General features: G+C 67.0%; 17 protein-coding genes. 9 read left to right on the top strand and 8 right to left on the bottom strand.

All coding sequences use genetic code 11. The features are described 5' to 3' along the window. Position 1: 1 nt before the first annotated feature. Entirely contained in the window at positions 2 to 358 is a 357-nt protein-coding gene (locus AB0M14_RS33275; RefSeq protein WP_365002520.1) for a DUF1707 domain-containing protein, read from the bottom strand. 114 nt (positions 359 to 472) lie between these two features. Between AB0M14_RS33275 and AB0M14_RS33270 the strand changes: the two genes are divergently transcribed. From AB0M14_RS33270 to AB0M14_RS33260, 3 genes are all read left to right on the top strand, one after another. After that, on the top strand, positions 473 to 775 hold the full coding sequence (locus AB0M14_RS33270) for a WhiB family transcriptional regulator (protein ID WP_365002517.1): 303 nt from the start codon (positions 473 to 475) through the stop codon (positions 773 to 775). A 24-nt stretch (positions 776 to 799) separates the two neighbouring features. Beyond that, positions 800 to 1,480: a MerR family transcriptional regulator gene (locus tag AB0M14_RS33265; RefSeq protein ID WP_365002514.1), complete on the top strand. Its 681-nt coding sequence runs from the start codon at positions 800 to 802 to the stop codon at positions 1,478 to 1,480. A gap of 89 nt (positions 1,481 to 1,569) precedes the next feature. After that, a complete protein-coding gene (locus AB0M14_RS33260; RefSeq protein WP_365002511.1) occupies positions 1,570 to 2,148 on the top strand; it encodes a dihydrofolate reductase family protein in 579 nt (192 codons plus the stop codon). A gap of 7 nt (positions 2,149 to 2,155) precedes the next feature. Here the strand turns inward: AB0M14_RS33260 and AB0M14_RS33255 are convergent, their stop codons facing one another. Further along, the gene (locus AB0M14_RS33255; RefSeq protein ID WP_365002508.1) at positions 2,156 to 2,635 is read right to left on the bottom strand and encodes a hypothetical protein; all 480 of its coding nucleotides are present in this window, start codon (positions 2,633 to 2,635) and stop codon (positions 2,156 to 2,158) included. A gap of 124 nt (positions 2,636 to 2,759) precedes the next feature. On the opposite strand from AB0M14_RS33255, the gene AB0M14_RS33250 reads away from it, so the two are divergent. Genes AB0M14_RS33250 through AB0M14_RS33240 form a run of 3 tightly spaced genes read left to right on the top strand, consistent with a single transcriptional unit; the run spans position 2,760 to position 5,516 of the window. Beyond that, positions 2,760 to 3,077 carry a DUF1330 domain-containing protein gene (locus tag AB0M14_RS33250; protein ID WP_365002505.1) on the top strand — a complete coding sequence of 106 codons (318 nt, stop codon included), beginning with the start codon at positions 2,760 to 2,762 and terminating at the stop codon, positions 3,075 to 3,077. A 51-nt stretch (positions 3,078 to 3,128) separates the two neighbouring features. Next, positions 3,129 to 5,081: a gamma-glutamyltransferase family protein gene (locus AB0M14_RS33245; RefSeq protein WP_365002503.1), complete on the top strand. Its 1,953-nt coding sequence runs from the start codon at positions 3,129 to 3,131 to the stop codon at positions 5,079 to 5,081. Between the two features lie 12 nt (positions 5,082 to 5,093). Next, entirely contained in the window at positions 5,094 to 5,516 is a 423-nt protein-coding gene (locus AB0M14_RS33240; protein WP_365002500.1) for a hypothetical protein, read from the top strand. A 7-nt stretch (positions 5,517 to 5,523) separates the two neighbouring features. Here AB0M14_RS33240 and AB0M14_RS33235 read toward each other — a convergent pair whose 3' ends face one another. Further along, entirely contained in the window at positions 5,524 to 6,177 is a 654-nt protein-coding gene (locus AB0M14_RS33235; protein ID WP_365002498.1) for a hypothetical protein, read from the bottom strand. A gap of 87 nt (positions 6,178 to 6,264) precedes the next feature. On the opposite strand from AB0M14_RS33235, the gene AB0M14_RS33230 reads away from it, so the two are divergent. Both AB0M14_RS33230 and AB0M14_RS33225 read left to right on the top strand, forming a co-directional pair. Then, entirely contained in the window at positions 6,265 to 7,194 is a 930-nt protein-coding gene (locus AB0M14_RS33230) for a nitrilase-related carbon-nitrogen hydrolase (RefSeq protein WP_365002495.1), read from the top strand. A gap of 94 nt (positions 7,195 to 7,288) precedes the next feature. Beyond that, entirely contained in the window at positions 7,289 to 7,894 is a 606-nt protein-coding gene (locus tag AB0M14_RS33225; RefSeq protein WP_365002492.1) for a dihydrofolate reductase family protein, read from the top strand. 76 nt (positions 7,895 to 7,970) lie between these two features. On the opposite strand, the gene AB0M14_RS33220 is transcribed toward AB0M14_RS33225, so the two are convergent. The 5 genes from AB0M14_RS33220 to AB0M14_RS33200 form a co-directional block, all read right to left on the bottom strand. Further along, the gene (locus AB0M14_RS33220; protein WP_365002489.1) at positions 7,971 to 8,717 is read right to left on the bottom strand and encodes a histidine phosphatase family protein; all 747 of its coding nucleotides are present in this window, start codon (positions 8,715 to 8,717) and stop codon (positions 7,971 to 7,973) included. 160 nt (positions 8,718 to 8,877) lie between these two features. After that, positions 8,878 to 9,372: an SRPBCC domain-containing protein gene (locus AB0M14_RS33215; protein WP_365002487.1), complete on the bottom strand. Its 495-nt coding sequence runs from the start codon at positions 9,370 to 9,372 to the stop codon at positions 8,878 to 8,880. Positions 9,373 to 9,461: 89 nt separating this feature from the next. Then, on the bottom strand, positions 9,462 to 10,685 hold the full coding sequence (locus AB0M14_RS33210; protein WP_365002484.1) for an RNA polymerase sigma factor: 1,224 nt from the start codon (positions 10,683 to 10,685) through the stop codon (positions 9,462 to 9,464). Then, entirely contained in the window at positions 10,676 to 11,011 is a 336-nt protein-coding gene (locus tag AB0M14_RS33205; RefSeq protein WP_365002481.1) for a YciI family protein, read from the bottom strand. Before AB0M14_RS33205 ends, AB0M14_RS33210 begins: the two co-directional genes overlap by 10 nt. 35 nt (positions 11,012 to 11,046) lie before the next feature. After that, the gene (locus AB0M14_RS33200) at positions 11,047 to 12,159 is read right to left on the bottom strand and encodes a saccharopine dehydrogenase NADP-binding domain-containing protein (RefSeq protein ID WP_365002479.1); all 1,113 of its coding nucleotides are present in this window, start codon (positions 12,157 to 12,159) and stop codon (positions 11,047 to 11,049) included. Between the two features lie 126 nt (positions 12,160 to 12,285). On the opposite strand from AB0M14_RS33200, the gene AB0M14_RS33195 reads away from it, so the two are divergent. Further along, positions 12,286 to 12,858: a TetR/AcrR family transcriptional regulator gene (locus AB0M14_RS33195; protein ID WP_365002476.1), complete on the top strand. Its 573-nt coding sequence runs from the start codon at positions 12,286 to 12,288 to the stop codon at positions 12,856 to 12,858. Positions 12,859 to 12,931: the final 73 nt, after the last annotated feature.

The following is a 12,931-nucleotide window of genomic DNA, read 5'->3' as shown; positions in this document are numbered from 1 at the left end:
CTCAGCGACCGCGGGCCACGAGGAGCAATATCCCGGGCAGGAGAAGCACGAGAAGCAGCCAGCGCACCTCGCCGCTTGTTGCCGCGACACTCGCGATGACTACGAGCCAGCAGCCTGAAGCGCCCAGGAATACCGGCAGCGCTCCGGCGGTTCGCTCGGGCGGCGCATCGGGCTCGCTCGCGGGGAGATCGGTGAAGAGTTCGGCCAGCTGCGGCCCGGTCGTCGCGGTCGTGGCCCGCGCGCAGCGCCGGTCGAATTCGTCGAGATCGAGGCGACCAGTGCCGAGATGCCGGACCAGCTCCCGCAGCGCCTGTTCGCGCTGCGCGGTGCTGATTCGGGTATCCGGGTCGTCGTGCATAGGGCGACGATAGGGCCGCGATGACCTCGGTGAACAGTGGAAGTTCCCAGCTCAGGGAAGCCTTTAGGCTGGCGGCGACAGGATCCGGAGGGCCCGGAAAGCAAGGAGCGAGCGATGTCCGAGGGTATATACGAGCTCGGCGGCTGGCAGTTGTCCGGGTCGTGCCGCGGGCTGGACTCCTCGGTGTTCTTCCACCCCGACGGCGAACGCGGGTACGAACGCGAAGCACGGGTGCGGCGCGCCAAACGGATCTGCCGTTCCTGCGCGGTGCAACGCGAATGCCGCCAGTTCGCGTTGGTGACCGCGCAGCCGTACGGCATCTGGGGTGGGATGTCGGAGCAGGAACGGCGATTACTGCGACACCGTGCCGAGGATCGGGCCGAGGCCGCGGGTCGGCTGGCCGCACCGTCTGGCTAGGCGCCGGTATGGTTTCCTTGTCCCATGGTGGCGGGTGCAGAGTACACAATCGATGAGCTGGCGCGGGAAGCGGGAACCACCGTGCGCAGTGTGCGTGTCTACCATGAACGCGGCGTGCTGCCGCCACCCCAGGTGAAAGGCCGCACCGGTTTCTACGGCCAGGACCATCTGAACCGGGTGCGCACGATCAGCCGGCTGCTCGAGCGCGGCATCAAACTGAACGGAATCCGGGAGTTGCTCGAAGCGTGGGACCGGGGTGAGGACCTCGGCGTCGTACTCGGCGTGGGCGTGCCCGCGGCCGCGCAGCCCGTCGGTGAGGCGGCCCCCGGACAGACCATCGAGGCGACCGAGCTGGCCGACCGCTATCGCGAGGTGCCCAACGGATTCGCCCGGATCGTCGCGGTGGGTCTCTACGAGCCGGTCGACGCCACCACCTATCGATCGGCCGACCCGGATCTCGCCAGAGTCGCCGATCAGCTACTGGCCCTGGGTATTCCGGTCGCGGACATGGTCGAGGAGCTGGAGAAGCTACGGATCGATGCCGACCGTGTGGCCCGCCGGTTCGCTGACCTGCTGGAGCGGACGGTGCTGACCGACGACGCCGAGCTCGAGGAGAGGATCGAACTGGCGCAGATGGTTCCGGCGCAGGCGATGGCCGGGCTGGTCGGCGCATCGGTCCGGAAGTATCTGAGCCTACCTAGGTAGACGCGCACCCGATCTACCGATGCGGGCGGGCGCGCACGCTGACAGTCTGGGCCTCGCAAACCCGTTTTCAGCAGGTGAGGTGCAGGGTTATGGGAAGCGTCACGCTCTGGATGCAGATGTCCCTCGACGGATTCGCCGAAGGGCCGGACGACGAGATCCATTGGCCGGTCGTGGATGAGGAACTGTATGCCGCGTTCCTCGACGAGCTACGCCAGGCGGACCTGTTCCTTTATGGGCGCAAGACCTATGAGCTGATGTCGGAGTTCTGGCCGACCGCGGACGCCGACCCCGCGATTTCCCCCTTCTACGTGGACTTTTCCCGCTGCTGGAAGCAGACGCCGAAGCTCGTCTTCTCCCGCAGCCTGTGCGGGGCGGACTGGAACACCAGGGTGGTGCGCGAGGACCTGGTCGCGGAGGTCCGCGCCCTGAAAGCACTGCCCAACTGCGACATGGTGCTGTTCGGCGGCGCCGCGACCGCGTCGGCCTTCATCCGGCACGACTTGGTCGACGAGTTCCGGCTGTTCGTGCACCCGCTGCTGTTGGGCAGCGGAATCCCGTTGTTCCCGAGCGCATTCGATCGATCCGGCCTGCGTCTCGTGGACGTGGCGACCTATGGTAGCGCGGTGGTGGGGGTGCACTATCGGCACGAAGTCCATGCCGTGCACTGAGAACGTCTCAGTAGTGATAGCACTGGCTAGCGGAACCGCCGGCTCGCGGACGCGCCGCCGCATTCTCGAACCGCCACTGCGAGATCGGACCGGCGAATTTCCAATAGAGCATGCGCCCGCCAGGAACCGCGACGAAGACATCCTCGACACCCGGTATCAGCTGACTACCCACGCAGTAGTCCATGTAGTCGGTGCCGAATTGCAGGGCCCCGGCGCTGAATTCGCCGGTCGGGTTGGCGTGGGCACCCGGATTCGGCACGGTGTCGGCGCGGTCGGACCGCGCGCCACGGAACCATTGCGGAATGCCCTGCGGATCGGTTCCGCAGTCGAAGTCCCAGCCGCCCGCGACGATCTCGGCCTGCTGGGCATGAACGCCGCCCGCCCACAGGCAAGCAGCGCCGGGCGACTCCGCGGTCGCAGGGGTAGTGGCGAAGCCGATCGCCAAAGCGGCTCCAGCGAATACTGTCAGAGCGCTGTTCTTGGTCATCATTATCTCGTTTGTTCAAGCCTGAGCGGTCATACTGGCTCGCAACGTACCGCTGAACAACGGCTCGATATCGAATGTATTGCCAGACTTGGTAATACCGGTCCCCGCACCCTCAGGAGTTCTCATGCCCGCCTACGCCATCGCCCACCTGCACGCCATCCGGCCTGGGCCGGAGCTGGTCGAGTACCTGCGGCAGATCGACGCGACGCTGACGCGCTACGGCGGAAGATTCCTGGTGCACGGCGGTGCGCAGGACGCTCTGGAAGGTCCCTCGGACGCGATGGCGGTCATCGTGGAGTTCGCCGATCTGGCGGCCGTCCGAACCTGGTACGACTCACCGGAATACCAGGCGATCCGGGCATTGCGCACCGGAAACTCGAGCAGCGTCATGATCGCCGCGCCTGCCTGCCCGGCCGACCACCGCGCGATCGACATCCTCTGAAAAACCTTGCCACCAGCGGGAAGTCGCGAACTCGGCGCTTAGAGTTCGCGAATGCGCCGCCTGCGACCACTCTGGAACTCCGCCGCCGCGACCCTGCTGGCCCTCGGCGTGCTCACCGGATGCACTGCCGCCGCGGAGGACTCCGCGCCACCCTGCCCGAGAGCCGCGATCGGGACTACGTCGCCGGCGGCGCCCGGCAGCACGGACGCGACCATCTCGAGTCTGGCAACCAATCCCGAGATCGCGTCCGGATACCGCAGCGGGTTGACCGCCGTGCGGACCGGGCGTTATGCGGTGTCGACCGCGAACCCGCTTGCCACCGCGGCCGCCTGCCGGGTGCTGCGGGACGGTGGGACCGCGGCCGACGCGCTGGTTGTCGCGCAAACGGTGCTCGGGCTGGTCGAACCACAGGGCTCGGGTCTCGGGGGCGGTGCGTTCGTGCTGTACTACGACGCCGAGCGCGCTGCCATCGACGCCTATGACGGCCGGGAAGTCGCCCCGCTCGCGGCCACCGAGAACTATCTGCGCTGGATCAGTCCGGAACAGCAGGTCGAGCCGAAACCCACAGTGCGCGCCAGCGGCCGGTCGATCGGGGTGCCCGGAGTTGTGCGAATGCTGGAACTCGCGCACCGCGAACACGGGCGTCAGCCCTGGCGCGACCTGCTCGCCCCGGCCGCGGACCTTGCCGATGCCGGATTCGCCATCAGTCCCCGGCTGGCGGAACAGATTTCCGCTTCCGCCGCGGATCTGGCCCGCGATGCCGCCGCTCGTGCGTACTTCCTGGACGCCGAGGCCAAGCCGAAAACCGCGGGCACGGTTCTCACCAATCCGGCCTACTCGAAAACGTTGCACGCCCTCGCCGCCGAAGGGGCGAAGGCTTTCTACACCGGAGCCATAGCGCAGGACATCGTCGACGCGACCGCCTCGACCGCCGGTGATCGCACGCCCGGGGTGATGACACTCGCGGATCTGAGTTCCTACGAACCGAAGAAACGGACAGCGCTGTGTATCGCCTATCGCATGCACGACATCTGCGGCATGCCCGGTCCGTCGTCCGGAGGCAGCACCGTCGCGGCGACCCTCGGTGTGCTGCGAAGCTTCGACCTGTACACGCTCCGACCCGAGCACGTCGAGCGTGATGGCGGCCGGCCGCACCCGCAGGCGGCGCACCTCATCGCCGAGGCCGAGCGCCTCGCCTACGCCGACCGCGACAAGTATCTCGCCGATCCGGATTTCGTAGCTCTCCCCGGCAATTCACCACAGACCTTGCTGGGGGACGACTATCTGCGGAGCCGTGCCGCGCTCATCGATCCGCGCCGCAGCATGGGTGTCGCGCACCCGGGCGTTTTCGCGCCGATCGCCCTGGGCAGCGGACCACAGCCGCCGGAACACGGCACCAGCCATATCTCGGTCGTGGACAGCTACGGCAACGCGGCGGCGATGACCACCTCGATCGAATCCGCCTTCGGCGCGACCCCGATGGTCGGCGGATTCCTGCTCAACAACCAGCTCACCGATTTCGCCGCGAACCCGATCGGCACTGACGGAAACCCGGTTGCCAACCGCCTGGAACCCGGTAAGCGACCGCGCAGCTCGATGAGCCCGACCCTGATCTTCAACCGCGACGCGGACGGTGCCCGTGGCCGGCTCGCCTACGTCCTCGGCTCACCCGGCGGCTCGGTGATCATCCAGTTCGTCGTCAAAACGATTGTCAACATGTTGGATTGGGGCCTGGATCCGCAGCAGGCGATCTCGGCGGTCTCCTTCGGCGCGGGGAACACCCCGACCACGGGCGTCGGCGGTGAGCATCCGCTCATCGTGACCGCTGACAACGGCGAGCGCGACCCCTTGGTCCGGGCCCTGCGCGAGCTCGGCCACCAGGTCTCGGTCGCCCCACACATCAGTGGCCTGAGCGCGCTACGGCGCGACGGCAACAGCTGGACCGGCGGTGCGGACCCTCGGCGCGAAGGACAGGTTCTGGGCGCACCCTGGCCTGCGAAATAGCTGGAAGATGGTGTGCTGGTGCTGATTCGCAGGCTCCCGGTCGCGGCGCTGCTGTTGTGCGCGACAGCATGTGCCGCCAAGGTGCCGCCGCCGATTCCACCCGAGCCGACTGTCACCGTGCCGTCGGGCCAGCCCTTCACCCTGTCCCCGGGGCAGACCGCCATTATCTCGGACACCGGTATTTCGCTGACCTTTGTCCGGGTCGTCGACGACACACGATGCCCGGTGGCGCAGGACGTCGCTTGTGTCTGGTCGGGCGATGCCACCGTGGTCATCCGCTCGTCGGGCGCAACCTATGAGTTGCATACCGACTGGGGGGCCAAAGCCGCGACGCTAGCGCCGCACCTGGTCACCTTGCAGGCCCTCGCCCCGGGGCGGAAGTTTGCGAATTCGATTGATCAGCAGGACTATTCGGCGACATTGCAGGTTTCCTAGCGATCGATCACTCGGGAAGTGGTTTGCGCCAGTCGCGGATCCGGAGGGAGATGCGGTCGGCGGGGTCGCCGGACCACAGTGCGTCGAGTCCGTGGCGCGCAAGGGTATTGGTGACGCGGCGGCCCGCTTCCTGTTCGGTGCGGGCGAAGATGGCGCGGGTCGCGGTCTCATCGCCTGCCTTGGCGGCCGCCAGCAGGGTGTCGGGGGTATCCGGGAGGGCTCGGAACGCGCTGTACCCGAGGAACAATTGGGGATGATCGCCGCCCAGTCGGTCGGTGTCTTGTTCGTGGAAGAAGACGTAGGCCCATTCGCGGTAGTGGTACCAGTCTTTCGGGTTCGGGTCGGCGGTGCGCTCGGCGGCGATCTCGGTGGTCGCGCATTTCGTGCAGCAGGCGAAGTTCATTCGCGCCAGGAATCCCTGGCTCTCCAGCTCGGCGAAGGCGCGGACCAGCCGGTCGTAGTCGCCGGGGGTGGACCATTCCCGCTGTTCGGCCAACCGCTCCTGCCAGGTCTCGTATGCCACCGCGCGCGCCCAGACTACGGGTACGCCCTCGTCGCCTGCCCATTCCTCGACGGTTTCCAGGACCTCCGGGAGCGTTCGGAACCCCGGGACGATCAGGCCCCGCACGAACCGCTCCAGGTCTTCATCGGTGAACTCCATGCCGCGACGTTACGCTGAAGGCGTTCTCGTACCGGGCCTTCCCGTTGATGGAAATAGCGAAGAGCGCTGGAGCCCTACTGTGTCGGCATGCCAGTTCCCACCGGTAGCCGGGTTGTTTCCGTGGCGCAAGCGGGTTCGCGCTTGTTCGACACCACTGCCAATCTCGCCAAGGCCGAGGCTCTTATTCGCGAAGCCGCCGGGCGCGGTGCCGAACTCGTGGTTCTGCCGGAGGCATTTCTGGGCGGCTACCCCAAGGGGCTCGACTTCGGTGTGACGGTCGGAAGTCGCACGGCGGAAGGCCGCGAGCTGTTTCGTCGATACTTCGCGTCGGCGATCGACGTGCCGGGACCAGGGTCGCAGTGTCTGGCCGGCCTGTGCCGGGAACTAGGTGTGCACGCGGTTGTGGGGGCGATCGAACGCGCTGGTGGCACGCTTTATTGTGTGGCGCTCTATTTTGGTCCGGAAGGATTCCAGGGCAAACATCGCAAGTTGATGCCGACGGCGGCGGAGCGCTTGATCTGGGGATGTGGCGACGGTTCCACGCTGTCGGTCGTGGCGACCGGTGACGTTGTGGTCGGCGCCGCAATTTGCTGGGAGAACTATATGCCGCTGTTCCGCGCGGCGATGTATGAGAAGGGCATCGACATCTGGTGTGCGCCGACCGTCGACGACCGTGAAACCTGGCAAGCCACCATGCGGCACATCGCCCTCGAGGGGCGCTGCTTTGTGTTGAGCGCGAATCAGTACCTACTTCGCTCGGATCTGCCCGTCGACGTCTCGCCAGTTCAAGGCGATGCCGCGGATGTCGTTCTGATCGGTGGCGGCAGCACAATCATTTCCCCACTCGGCACGGTCTTGGCCGGGCCGCTGCGCGATACCGAGGGCATCTTGCTGGCAGAACTCGACCTCGGTGAACTCGCCCGTGCCCGTTTCGACTTCGATCCAGTCGGGCATTACGCACGCCAAGACGTCTTCGTGCTCCAAGTAGACGAGACCTCACGGGCGGTGTGGCCCTAGCTGGTTGCGCATGACCGCCCGCCGTCGGCGTGGCCGATGAGTTTGCGGCCGCCGGCCGGTCAGAACTTGTGACACCCGAGGAAAGGACAGTGTTATGTCGGAACTTCTCGTCGACTTCATCACCTCACTCGACGGCTACGCATCGGGCGAGGGATGGCCCGGATTCTGGGGTCTGGAAGGCCCGGAGTACCTCGCATGGCTCGGCGAACAGCCCGAGTCCACGCAGCTGATGGGGGCGAACACCTACCGTCTGATGTCGGGCTTCGCCGCCGGCGAGGTCCCGGACGGGCAAGCGGAGTTCCGGCCCGAAGAAGAGGCGTCCGTCGACGGGCTCACCAAAGCGCCCAAGGTGGTGTTCTCCAACTCGCTCGCGGAGCCGTTGACCTGGGCCAACTCCCAGCTCGTTCGCGGCGATGCCGTCGAGGCGGTCCGCGCCATGAAGTCGAGTGGTTCGGGGCTCCTCAGCACGATCGGCAGCCTGAGCTTGTGCCGGTCCCTGCTCCGTGCCGGACTCGTCGACCGATTCCGGGTGGTGATGTTTCCGGTGATCACCGGCGCCACGGGTGCGGAACGCATCTACGACGGCTATCCGGACGTGGCGCTCGAGATGATCGAGCACCGCACCTTCGACAACAGCATCCAGTTGGTCGAGTACAAGCCCCGAGTGCTCGAGCACCCGCCGCTCAGCGCTCCTGCGTAAGGGACGCTCGACGCTCCGGCTGAGACACAACCGCGCCCGGTGCCACCGATTGTGACACCGGGCGCGGAAGGGTGAATCAGCCGATGTCGGGGCGGCCGACCCACTCGACGATCGTCCAGCCCTTCTTCGGGCTGCCCTTGAGGACGACGCGCCCGCCGTTGCGGATCGGATCGGTGCCGAGTTTGTTCGGGTCGGCGTTGTCTGCGTTCAGCATGGACCAGAACATGATGGTGGCGGCGTGCGAGAAGATCACCGGTTTGGCGCAGCTGCGGCGCTGCACCTCGACCAGCGCCTGATCGACGCGGCCGTCGAACTCCTTGCCGTCGATGGATCCTGGAATCCGCGCGGTCAGGTCGCCGGAGAGCCACTTGATCGGCGCCTGCAGGTACCCCGACATCGCCTCGGCCTCGGGAGTGCCCTCGTACTGGCCGGCCTCGATCTCCCGGAAACCGGGCTGAATGTTGAGGTTCAGGCCGTGCTTGGCCACGGTCGGCGCCGCCGTCTGCTCGGTACGCACCATGTTCGACGCGAAGGCGCAGTCGTAGTCCTTGTCGGCCAGCTGCAGGGCCACGTTGTCGGCCTGGGTCCGGCCGCGCGCGGTCAGGTCGGGTCCGGGCACCTTGGTGTCGATCAGGCCGGAGGCGTTACCGGCGGACTCGGTATGGCGCACCAGGGTGATGACCATTTCGCCGGAGCTGCTGCCGGAGCCGCTGCCGGAGTTTCCGAGGTCGATATCGGCGGCCGCGACGCCGGTGGTAGCGGTTGTGGCCGCAACCGCGGTCGCGGCCACCGCAAGGGAGACTCGGAGGGATCGGATTCGCATGGGTGGGAATGCCTTTCGTCGTGGCGACGCCACTACAGATATGCCGAAAAATCGGAATTCGGGGGTGGCGCGTCTCACAGAAGCAGCTATTCACGCGGATCGACTACGAGCTATCCCATTCATCGGGATCTTTCGCGCAAGGGGCTGCGCATAGGGCGGGTCAGGTGCTGTAGTGCGGGATGGGATCGCCGGTTCCGGTGGTCATCAGCTGCGGGAGGCTTTTGGTGATGTAGAACGTCCAGCCGCGCGAGCATTCCTCGAAGCACTCGGATTCGGCCGCCGACAAGCCCACATGCGTGAAATGCAGGGTGGCGCCGTCGTCGGTCGCGCTGATGTCGAAGACGACTGTGGTGTCGGTCCATTCGGAGTGGTCATCGATAAAGGTCAGTTCCGAATCGACGACCTGCCAGACCATTCGGGTATCGGGCACGACCTCGGTGATCTGGAAGCGGGCGAAGCGGATTCCTTCCTTTTCTTTCGCGGTCTCGCCGGGGTATTTGCTGTCGTCGGTGAAGACGAATTCGTCGCCGACGGCGGCGGTATTGCCGATGATGTTCGCGTTCCACCAGCCACGCACGTCGGCGATCGCCGCCATCACCTCGGCCGGGGTTCGGTTCACGGACATCGTGGCGGTCAGGTGCTCGGTGTTCGGCATTGTCTTTTCCTTTCCTCGGGTGGTTTACCCCACCGACGAACCGGCTTCGGCTGGATCGACAACGCTGCGGAGAAAATTTTCGAGACTGATCAGAGTCGGCGCAGCCGGCTCTCCAGATACCGCCGTTCGGCGTCGGTGGGCGCCAGTTCCAAGGCCGTCGCGTACTCGGCGGCGGCCTCCCCGGAGCGCCCGGCGCGGCGCAGCAGATCGGCGCGGGTAGCCGGCAACAGGTGATACCCGTCCAGGTGCCCGGAGTCGGCGAGTTCGTCGATGAGCTCGAGCCCTGCCGGAATGCCCTCGGCCATCGCCACCGCTACCGCACGGTTGAGCTCGACCACGGGGGAGGGAGTCAGCCGGGAGAGCTCGCGATACAGGGCCGCGATCTGCGGCCAGTCGGTATCGGCGGCGTCGAGCGCGGTCGCGTGGCAGGCCGCGATCGCCGCCTGTACCTGGTACGGGCCGGGGCGCTGGGACGCCAACGCCCGATCCAATATCTGGACACCCTCGGCGATCATCGCGTGATCCCAGCGCGATCGGTCCTGCTCTTCGAGGGGTATCAGTACCCCGTCGTCGATACGCTGCGGGCGGCGCGCTTCGAGGAGCAGCATCAGGGCCAGCAGGCCCGCCGGTTCCGGCTCGGCGGGCAGCAGTCGCGCGACCAGTCGAGCGAGGAAGATCGCCTCCGAAGCCAGCCCGCGCTGGTCGTCGGTCGCGCTGTAGCCCTGGTTGAAGATCAGGTACAGCACCGCCGAGACCGCGGGCAGCCGTTGCGGGAGTTGCTCCGGCGCAGGCACTCGGTAGGGGATACCCGCGTCGACGATCTTGCGCTTGGCGCGCACCAAACGTTGCGCCATAGTCGATTCCGCTGTCAGGAAGGCCGCCGCGATCTCGGCTGTGCTCAGCCCGGTCAGCGTGCGCAAGGTCAGGGCGACCCGGGTGGGAAGCGGCAGCGCCGGATGACAGCAGGTGAAGATGAGCCGTAACCGGTCATCGGGGATCGCTTCCACGGACGGCTCGACCTGGGTGCGTTCGAGCACGGCGACCTGGCGCAGCTTCGCGCCGGCGACCGAATCGCGGCGCAGCCGGTCGATAGCGCGATTGCGCGCGGTGGTGGTGAGCCAGGCGCCCGGCCGGTCGGGGATGCCGTCCCGCGACCATGTCGTCAGGGCGGTCGCGAAGGCGTCCTGCGCGCAATCCTCGGCCAGGTCCCAATCCCCGGTCGCGCCGATCAGTGTGGCGACGATCTGGCCCCACTCCGTGCGATAGGCCGCGTCCACCGCGTCCCGAACGAGTTGCGGCGCAGTCACTCCCATACCGGTCGGATCTCGATCGACCCATGCAGTGCGTACGGATGACGCGAGGCGATCTCGATCGCCTCGTCCAGGTTCGCGCACTCGAGGATATCGATGCCGCCGATGAAGTCTTTGGTCTCGGCGAAAGGGCCGTCGGTCACCAGAGTTTCACCGTCGCGCACGCGGATGGTTTTCGCCTCGGCGGCCGGACGTAGGCGTGCGCCGCCCCGTCCCGCGTTCCGCCCCTCCACCTCTCGGGTGTACGCCTGATGCGCGGGATCCGCGCCGATCTCGGCAGGGCTGGGTATGGAAGCTTCGTCATCGCAGATCAGCAAGACATACTTCATGCCTCCAATATGCACGACCGCGCACGAGCGTGCGATCAGCCGGCCGGGTGGCGAGTCCACCCGGCCTCGACGACCGCGGTTTGGAGCACGTCCAAGCCGAACGCGTCGGCGGGGCCCAGAGCTCCCGCTGCGAGTAACCCGCCGCCCAACGCTGTCTGGGCGGCCCAGGCCAGGATTGCGGCGGTGAAGTCATAAGGATCGCCGCCGCTGAAAGTGACTGTTGCCAAGGGATTTCCGGAGTTGTCGCGAGCTTCGGCGACCACCCAGGCGCGCGTGCGTCCCCGGGATGCGGCGCCAGGACCGCCCGTCGAGCCCTTGACCGTCCGGGTCAGCGCGACTTCGAGGCCGCGTTTGAGCGGGGGCACCTTCGCGAGCGCCGCGGCCAGCTGGGATCCAGCCCGGAATCCCTGGGCCGCCGGCGTGGGCAAGCCGAGGTAGACGTCGACCTCGCGCAGGTGCGGGTGCGAGCGGGTCGGGGCGAAGTGTTCCGACCCGGGGATCGATACCGCCGTGCGAGGCGTCCCGGCAACGTCGAAGGATCGGATTCGTGCTCCGGTGCGCTCGGTGACGACCCGCCCGGAGCGCAGGGCGAAGCCGGATTCGAACAGCATCCCCGCCATGGACGCGCGGGTGCCGCCGCTGGTGCCGGGGTGGTCCATGAAGTAGCCGACCTCGGCGCGTACCGCCTCCGGCGCCGCGCGCAAGGCCAGCCCGGCGGCCAAATTGCCTGGTACATAGTCGAATCCGAAGGCGGTCAGGAGGGTGGAACCGGCGGCGCGGGCACGGTCGTCCTGCTCGAAGACCGTGCGGATGAAGGGGCCTTCGCCGGTGGAGTCGAGGTAGTGGGCGCCCGCGGAGAGCGCCGCGTCGAGTGCGGGGCGGCCGTGGCGCAAGAACGGGCCGACGGTGCTCACCAAGACATCGCCGCGGCCGAGCAGGGCCCGCACCGACGCGGGGTCGGCGACATCGGCGACCGCGGTTCGGGCGCCGCCGAGCGCGGCGGCGAGTTCGTTCAGGGCAGCCGGGTTGCGCCCGGCCAGGACGGGGGAGATCCCGCGGGCGGCAAGGGCTTCGGCGGTCAGGCGGCCGGTGTATCCGGTCGCGCCGAACACTACGATCTTCGGGCCATCGTGGGCTGGCGGTGTCACAAGCTCCTCCTAGCTGTCCGCAGCATGTCTAGCATGCCGCCGGTGAGATGCATAGACTTGAAGTCTCTCATTGCTTCAAGTCAGGTATTGAAACGGTTGGTCCAAAACTGTGTTAGCGTGCTTCCTATGGCGCGACCGAGGCACTTCGATGAGGACCGGGCGGTCGAGGCGGCGATGCGGACGTTCTGGGCGTCCGGCTACGAGGCCACCTCGACCGCGGACCTGTGCGCGGCGACCGGATTGGGGCGCAGCAGCATCTACAACACGTTCAAATCCAAGAGCGCGCTGTTCGCGAAGGCGCTGCGCCGCTATATGGACACCAAGAACGCGCCGGTCCTGGATCTCATGGACGGTGACGGTCCGGTCCAGGACAAGATGCGGGCGCTGCTGTGGCGGGTGATCGATCAGGAGATCGAGGAACCACTCGGGTGTCTGGTGGTGAACTCGATGGTGGAACTGGCGCCGCGCGACCCGCAGATCGCGCGCTCGCTGCGCCGCGACCAGGATCAGCGGGTGCAGCTGCTCCGGGCGGCGTTCGAGTCCGGCCGTCGCCGGAAAGAGATTGCCGCCGAACGTGATTCGCTCGGATTGGCACATTTCATGATCGCCACCATCAGTGGGATGCAGGTGGCCGCGCGAGGTGGCGCCGATCGGGCGACGCTGGAAGCCATCGCCACCAACGCTCTCACCGCGCTCTGACCTGATTCGGTTCGGATGTTCGCGTCAGCGCGCGCCCGAGTTATGGACTGATTGATACAAAACTGAGAGAGGG

Source organism: Nocardia sp. NPDC051832 (genome assembly GCF_040681285.1).
GTDB lineage: Bacteria > Actinomycetota > Actinomycetes > Mycobacteriales > Mycobacteriaceae > Nocardia.
The sequence above is the reverse complement of the archived record's forward strand: the minus strand, read 5'-3'. Positions and strand labels throughout refer to the sequence as shown.

Coding starts and splice junctions, on each gene's coding strand:
- AB0M14_RS33275 (WP_365002520.1), bottom strand. CDS start 358: ATGCACGACGACCCGGATACCCGAATCAGCACCGCGCAGCGCGAACAG.
- AB0M14_RS33270 (WP_365002517.1), top strand. CDS start 473: ATGTCCGAGGGTATATACGAGCTCGGCGGCTGGCAGTTGTCCGGGTCG.
- AB0M14_RS33265 (WP_365002514.1), top strand. CDS start 800: ATGGTGGCGGGTGCAGAGTACACAATCGATGAGCTGGCGCGGGAAGCG.
- AB0M14_RS33260 (WP_365002511.1), top strand. CDS start 1,570: ATGGGAAGCGTCACGCTCTGGATGCAGATGTCCCTCGACGGATTCGCC.
- AB0M14_RS33255 (WP_365002508.1), bottom strand. CDS start 2,635: ATGACCAAGAACAGCGCTCTGACAGTATTCGCTGGAGCCGCTTTGGCG.
- AB0M14_RS33250 (WP_365002505.1), top strand. CDS start 2,760: ATGCCCGCCTACGCCATCGCCCACCTGCACGCCATCCGGCCTGGGCCG.
- AB0M14_RS33245 (WP_365002503.1), top strand. CDS start 3,129: ATGCGCCGCCTGCGACCACTCTGGAACTCCGCCGCCGCGACCCTGCTG.
- AB0M14_RS33235 (WP_365002498.1), bottom strand. CDS start 6,177: ATGGAGTTCACCGATGAAGACCTGGAGCGGTTCGTGCGGGGCCTGATC.
- AB0M14_RS33230 (WP_365002495.1), top strand. CDS start 6,265: ATGCCAGTTCCCACCGGTAGCCGGGTTGTTTCCGTGGCGCAAGCGGGT.
- AB0M14_RS33225 (WP_365002492.1), top strand. CDS start 7,289: ATGTCGGAACTTCTCGTCGACTTCATCACCTCACTCGACGGCTACGCA.
- AB0M14_RS33220 (WP_365002489.1), bottom strand. CDS start 8,717: ATGCGAATCCGATCCCTCCGAGTCTCCCTTGCGGTGGCCGCGACCGCG.
- AB0M14_RS33215 (WP_365002487.1), bottom strand. CDS start 9,372: ATGCCGAACACCGAGCACCTGACCGCCACGATGTCCGTGAACCGAACC.
- AB0M14_RS33210 (WP_365002484.1), bottom strand. CDS start 10,685: ATGGGAGTGACTGCGCCGCAACTCGTTCGGGACGCGGTGGACGCGGCC.
- AB0M14_RS33205 (WP_365002481.1), bottom strand. CDS start 11,011: ATGAAGTATGTCTTGCTGATCTGCGATGACGAAGCTTCCATACCCAGC.
- AB0M14_RS33195 (WP_365002476.1), top strand. CDS start 12,286: ATGGCGCGACCGAGGCACTTCGATGAGGACCGGGCGGTCGAGGCGGCG.